Genomic DNA, 5331 nt, shown 5'->3' on the forward strand with positions numbered 1-5331 from the left:
CGTACAACCTCGCCGTCGTCGTCGACGACTCCGACCAGGGCGTGGACCAGGTCGTCCGCGGCGAGGACCTCCTGCCCTCCACCCCCCGCCAGGCCTATCTGGCCGACCTCCTCGGCCTGCGCCGGCCGGAGTACGTCCACGTCCCGCTCGCGGTCAACGCCGCCGGCGAGCGCCTGGCCAAGCGGGACGGGGCGGTGACCCTGGCCGACCTGGCGCGGGAGGGGACGACGACGAGGGCGGCCGTCGCCCGGATCGTGGCGTCACTCGGTGGACCGCCCGGCGCGGACTCGATCGATGCCCTGCGAGGGGTGGTCTCTCCCGCATCGCTGCGGTCCGGCCCCTGGGTCGTCGCCTGACCGTCGAGCCCGGACGTTCGCAGAGGTGGACGTCGCGCGATCGGTGGATTCGCCGGTCGGGCGCGTCTGCGCGGATAATCGACGCCCGTGACCACTTCATCGAAGCAGAACCCTGATCCTCGCGGGCCTGGGCGGCCGGACGGGACCATTCCCGAGCCGGCGCGCAGCACCCGGGACTCCTCCGACCCGACCATGTCCGACCCGACCCCCACCAGCCCCGCCCCCGACGCCCGGGACGACCGCAGCGGCACCGACCGCGCGGTCTTCGCCACCGTCGCCAGCCCGTACTACGGCTACCTGATCGCCTTGTTCGTGGGCGTCATGCTCATCAGCAACGTCACCGGCACCAAGGGCGTCCTGCTCTTCCCCGACCTGAGCTTCGAACTCGGGTTCCTCAGCCTCGACGGTCTCGTCACCGACGGCGCCTTCCTGCTCTTCCCGCTGGCGTACGTGCTGGGCGACGTGATCAGCGAGGTGTACGGCTTCAAGGCGATGCGCCGTGTCGTCCTCTCCGGCTTCGCCGTCCTGGCGCTGGCGGCGCTGAGCTTCACGTTCACCGTCCACTTGCCGCCGGCCCCGTTCTACGAGAACCAGGACGCGTTCGAGGCCGTCGCCGGCGTGATCCCGCAGTTCTTCCTGGCCGGCCTGGCCGGCTACGTGGTGGGCGAGCTGCTCAACAGCTACGTCCTGGTGTGGATGAAGCGCCGCACCGGTGAGAAGACCCTGTGGGCCAGGCTGCTCGGCTCAACCGTGGTCGGCCAGCTCGCGGACACCATCGTCTTCTGCACCATCGCGGCACCCGCCCTGGGCATGGTCCTCGGGTCGGGCGACTACTGGAACTACGTGGTGATCGGGTTCGTCTGGAAGACCCTCGTCGAGGCGGTCCTGCTGCCGGTGACGTACGTCGTGATCGCGTGGATCAAGAAGCGCGAGCCCAGCTATCAGACCGCCCTGGCCGGATCGACCGTGGCGCGATCGCCCCTGGCAGACTCGAGGGCATGACCTCCCACGACGAGGGCGCGGGTGGCGGCGGCTCGGGCGTCGGGCGCGACGGGAGCGGCGCATCGATACGGGTGCTCGGCGCCACCGTCGACGACCAGACCCGCTGCGTCCACTACCGCGGGCCCCTCGACGTGGTGGCGATCCGCTTCCACTGCTGCCGGGAGTTCTACCCGTGCTTCCGCTGCCACGCCGATGCCGCTGACCACGCGGTCTCGGCGTGGCCGCGGGCCGAGTTCGACGCCCCGGCGATCCTGTGCGGTGTCTGCCGGACCACGCTGTCGATCACCGAGTACCTGAACGCACACGGGTGCCCGGCCTGCAGGGCGCCGTTCAACCCGGGCTGCTCATTGCATCACTCGATCTACTTCGACGGCTGACTCTCTTACCCCGGGCTCAGTACTCCCCGTAGAACGTCTCGAGGAGTAGTGCAGACACGCGGCACGCGGCGGCGATCGAGTCCAGCCGCTGCTGGGTCGTGGCGTCGCCTGGAAGCTCGCGGTGGTACTCCCCCCGCGGCAGGAGTTCGAGCACCTCGCGCAGTCGCCCCACTTGGTGGCGATCGATCCCGTACTCGCCCGCGACCGTCAGGATCTCACGCATTACCTCACGCAGTGCCTCACCCTCTCCTGGGCTCAACCGGCCCTTGATCTCCCGGATACCCAGGTGGACCTCGATCGGGGGTTCATTCCCCTCGTCGTCAAACTCGAACTCGGCGAGCAACTCCGAATGGTCCGCGATGAGGTTGTAGAGCAAATCCGCGGCCACCTCGGGTCCCGGCCACACCCCCTCGTGGTCATCGAACGGGATCTCGGCCGCGCGTCCCATCAGTCGCTCCGCCGCGTCCTGCTCGCCGCTCCCCATCCGGTCTAGGGCTTTGACCAGGAGATTCTCGGCGGCCTGCATCGCCGCCTGACTGAAGGGTCCCAGAGGAGCTGTGGGCGCCATCGGATTGGTTCCGAAAGCTGTTCGCTGAGCGTATATCGCATCGATCTCGTCCAGAGTCTCGCCAAGGTCCATGCCGACAGCTTTCCACGCATCTGCGCGACTGCGCGACTGCGCGACTGCGACCGACACTGACGCCTCACCCGAGGTGCGCGTCCGGAATGGTCCAGAGACGGCGCGCACCCCTTCCGGCGGCTGACAGGGGGGCCGCATAAGCCGAAGAGGGCGCGTACGTCATCGGCGCGGACGGGCCCCGCGGGACGTCCCCCGAGGAAGGCGCGCACGGGCCCGGCGGACGCCGACCGGGTAAGGCGCGGGCGGTGCTACGTCGAGTAGTACCGCCCCAGGAACTGGGACTTGTACGCCAGGTACTCCTCGGGCCCGGCGTCCATCGCGGCGCGCACCTCGTCGACCAGCCGCACCACGAACGCCAGGTTGTGCAGGGTGAGCAGGGTCGACCCGAGGAACTCCTTGGCCTTGAACAGGTGATGCAGGTACGCGCGGCTGTACTCCCGCGAGACCTCGGACGGCCCCTCGGGGTCGAGCGCGCTGTGGTCGTGCCGGAACTGGGCCCGGGTGACGTTGACCCGCCCGTCCAGCGTGTAGATCCCGCCGTGGCGGGCGAGCCGGGTGGGCGCGACACAGTCGAACGTGTCGGCCCCGTTCTCCACCGCCGTGAAGATGTCGTCGGGCTCGCTGATCCCCAGCAGGTGGCGCGGCCGGTCCTCGGGCAGTTCCTCGGTGCACCAGCCCACGATGGTGCCGAGGTTCTCCTTCTCCAGCGCCCCGCCGATCCCGTAGCCGCCGAACCCGCGGCGCCCCTGTTCCTCGGCGCGGTCGCTCATCTCCACGAGCCCGCGCACGGCCTGCCGCCGCAGGTCCTCGAACTGCGCGCCCTGGACCACGCCCCACAGTGACTGACCGGGCCGGTGCCCGCGCTCCACCGACAGGCGTTCGTGCTCGTCGAGACACCGCTGCGCCCAACGCCGCGTGCGCTCGACCGACCTCTCCTGGTACTCGCGGGTGTTCATGAGCGTGGTGAGCTCGTCGAAGGCGAACAGGATGTCGGCCCCCAGACCGTGCTGGATCCGCATCGACACCTCCGGGGAGAACCGGTGCGGCGACCCGTCGAGGTGCGAGGTGAAGGTGACACCGTCCTCGTCGACCTTCGCGAGCCTCCCCTGGCCCTTGTTGGTGGCGGAGTCGTCCGGGGCCCCGGCCGCGCCCGCCGACATCTCGATCACCTTCTTGAAGCCCACCCCGAGGCTCATCACCTGGAAGCCCCCGGAGTCGGTGTAGGTGGGCCCGGACCAGCGCATGAACTCCCCCAGCCCGCCGGCGGCGTCCACCACGTCGTGGCCGGGCTGCAGGTACAGGTGGTAGGCGTTGGCCAGGACGGCCTGCGCGCCGGTCGAGCGGACCTGCTCCGGGGTGAGGGTCTTGACGGTGGCCTTGGTGCCGACGGGCACGAACGCCGGGGTGGCGATGTCGCCGTGCGGGGTGTGGATGACGCCGGTGCGGCCCCCCGCGGTGCCGTCGAGGACCATCCGGGACCCCACGTCGAAGGTCGTCGCGCGTGGGGTGGGGGGCGTGTGATCCGACATGTGTCCCATCGTGGCACGACGGTCCGGGGGGCCGGCCCTGGCCCTACGATGGGGGGAATCGACGACGGCAGGAATCGACGACGACGAGGTGAGCGATGCCCGGTACGAGCGGCCGACGGCTCTCCCGGCACGAGCGCCGCGACCAACTGGTGGTCCTGGGAGTGAGACTCCTGGAGACGGTGCCGTTCCACGCGCTGTCGATGGATGACGTGGCCGAGCGGGCGGGGGTCTCGCGCAGCCTGCTGTTCCACTACTTCCCCACCAAGCTGGCCTACCTCACGGCGGTGGTCAACGCGGCCGCCGACCACGTCCTGTCGCTCACCGAGGTGCCGGAGGGGGCCAGCGCGGAGGACCGCACCCGGGCGATCATCACCGCACTGGTGCGCTACATCCAGCGGCGGCGCGACAACTACGTGGCGGTCCTGCGGTCGGGCAGGTCCGTGGACCCGGTCCTCGAGCAGGTCGTGGACGGGATGCACCGCACCATCAGCCTGCGCATCCTCCACAGCATCGGGGTGGTCCGGCCCGGCCCGATGGCCCTGGTGCTCACCCGCGCCTGGTTGGCCGGTGTCGAGGAGTTGGCGCTGCTGGGCGAGGAGTCCGGGCTGCCCCAGGAGACCGTGATCGACTCCGCGATCACCACGCTCCGGGCGGTCGCCGCCCTGCCGGACTTCGTCGCCGACGTCTTCCCGGGTGACGACGCGGAATGAGATCAGGCCCGAGATGAGGCCCGAAACGGGGAGAGCCCCGGAACTCCGATGAGTTCCGGGGCTCTCCCCGTGGCGGTGGCGGTGGGATTTGAACCCACGGTTGGGGGTTACCCAACACAGCATTTCGAGTGCTGCACCTTCGGCCGCTCGGACACGCCACCGCCGATCAGGCTACTTCACGAGCGGCCGCAGGCGGAAATCGCCTGCTCGCCGGGGCGAATCAGGCCTTGTCGTTGCCGGTGAGCTTGCTCGCGGCCTCGTTGGCCTTGTCCTTGAGCTTCTCGGCGCCCTGCTTGATGCCGGCCTTGCCCTGGTCCGCCTGGCCCTCGGCCTGGAGGTCACGGTCGCCGGTCGCGGCGCCGGCCGACTCCTTGGCGCGGCCGCCGAGCTCCTCGGCCTTGTTCGAGAACTTGTCTCCCACACCCATGTGGTGCTCCTCTCGATCGCGGCGCCGCTGCCCGGCGCCTCTCCCGATCCACCGTACGGAGATGTGCGCCGGGCCTCCACCGGACCATGGTCACGATCCCGTCACCGCCGTACGGGCGCGCCGCTACCGCCGAGCGCGGAAGAACTGTTCCAGCAGCGCGGCGCACTCGGTCTCGAGCACCCCGCCGCGGACCTCGGGGCGGTGGACGAGCCGGCGGTCGCGGACCACGTCCCAGAGCGATCCGCAGGCCCCGGTGCGGGGCTCCCACGCGCCGAAGACGACGCGGCCCA

At 70.4% G+C, this 5331-nt stretch carries 7 protein-coding genes, 1 tRNA gene and 1 pseudogene; 4 read left to right on the forward strand and 5 right to left on the reverse strand.

All coding sequences use genetic code 11. The annotated features are described in order from the left end of the window. From G6018_RS02480 to G6018_RS02490, 3 genes are all read left to right on the forward strand, one after another. Positions 1 to 356, forward strand: a 356-nt coding sequence (locus tag G6018_RS02480) for a glutamate--tRNA ligase family protein (RefSeq protein WP_241731973.1), incomplete at its 5' end; no start/stop codon positions are given. A 192-nt stretch (positions 357 to 548) separates the two neighbouring features. Continuing rightward, a complete protein-coding gene (locus G6018_RS02485) occupies positions 549 to 1358 on the forward strand; it encodes a queuosine precursor transporter (RefSeq protein WP_095717136.1) in 810 nt (269 codons plus the stop codon). After that, on the forward strand, positions 1355 to 1735 hold the full coding sequence (locus G6018_RS02490) for a CHY zinc finger protein (protein ID WP_017836326.1): 381 nt from the start codon (positions 1355 to 1357) through the stop codon (positions 1733 to 1735). The genes G6018_RS02485 and G6018_RS02490 overlap by 4 nt, the downstream gene beginning before the upstream one ends. A gap of 16 nt (positions 1736 to 1751) precedes the next feature. On the opposite strand, the gene G6018_RS02495 is transcribed toward G6018_RS02490, so the two are convergent. Together G6018_RS02495 and tgt are read right to left on the reverse strand one after the other, a co-directional pair. Next, on the reverse strand, positions 1752 to 2375 hold the full coding sequence (locus G6018_RS02495; RefSeq protein ID WP_179524314.1) for a hypothetical protein: 624 nt from the start codon (positions 2373 to 2375) through the stop codon (positions 1752 to 1754). Between the two features lie 248 nt (positions 2376 to 2623). After that, a complete protein-coding gene (gene tgt / locus G6018_RS02500) occupies positions 2624 to 3904 on the reverse strand; it encodes a tRNA guanosine(34) transglycosylase Tgt (RefSeq protein WP_182638624.1) in 1281 nt (426 codons plus the stop codon). A 95-nt stretch (positions 3905 to 3999) separates the two neighbouring features. On the opposite strand from tgt, the gene G6018_RS02505 reads away from it, so the two are divergent. Further along, complete coding sequence (locus G6018_RS02505) at positions 4000 to 4614, forward strand: TetR/AcrR family transcriptional regulator (protein WP_179524312.1); 615 nt, start codon at positions 4000 to 4002, stop codon at positions 4612 to 4614. Between the two features lie 70 nt (positions 4615 to 4684). On the opposite strand, the gene G6018_RS02510 is transcribed toward G6018_RS02505, so the two are convergent. From G6018_RS02510 to G6018_RS02520, 3 genes and pseudogenes are all read right to left on the reverse strand, one after another. Further along, positions 4685 to 4775 (reverse strand) — tRNA-Ser (locus G6018_RS02510). Between the two features lie 59 nt (positions 4776 to 4834). Next, positions 4835 to 5041 (reverse strand): CsbD family protein, encoded by a 207-nt coding sequence (locus tag G6018_RS02515; protein WP_017838254.1) that lies wholly within the window; start codon positions 5039 to 5041, stop codon positions 4835 to 4837. Positions 5042 to 5164: 123 nt separating this feature from the next. Further along, positions 5165 to 5331 (reverse strand): annotated as a pseudogene (locus G6018_RS02520) (nucleoside deaminase); the annotation flags it as partial.

This window comes from Dietzia sp. DQ11-44, from assembly GCF_014145205.1.
Classification (GTDB): Bacteria; Actinomycetota; Actinomycetes; order Mycobacteriales; family Mycobacteriaceae; genus Dietzia; species Dietzia natronolimnaea.

What these genes read in the sequence shown, in the direction of transcription:
- G6018_RS02495 (WP_179524314.1), bottom strand. Translation starts at nt 2,375, where the DNA reads ATGGACCTTGGCGAGACTCTGGACGAGATCGATGCGATATACGCTCAG.
- G6018_RS02490 (WP_017836326.1), top strand. Translation starts at nt 1,355, where the DNA reads ATGACCTCCCACGACGAGGGCGCGGGTGGCGGCGGCTCGGGCGTCGGG.
- tgt (WP_182638624.1), bottom strand. Translation starts at nt 3,904, where the DNA reads ATGTCGGATCACACGCCCCCCACCCCACGCGCGACGACCTTCGACGTG.
- G6018_RS02485 (WP_095717136.1), top strand. Translation starts at nt 549, where the DNA reads ATGTCCGACCCGACCCCCACCAGCCCCGCCCCCGACGCCCGGGACGAC.
- G6018_RS02515 (WP_017838254.1), bottom strand. Translation starts at nt 5,041, where the DNA reads ATGGGTGTGGGAGACAAGTTCTCGAACAAGGCCGAGGAGCTCGGCGGC.
- G6018_RS02505 (WP_179524312.1), top strand. Translation starts at nt 4,000, where the DNA reads ATGCCCGGTACGAGCGGCCGACGGCTCTCCCGGCACGAGCGCCGCGAC.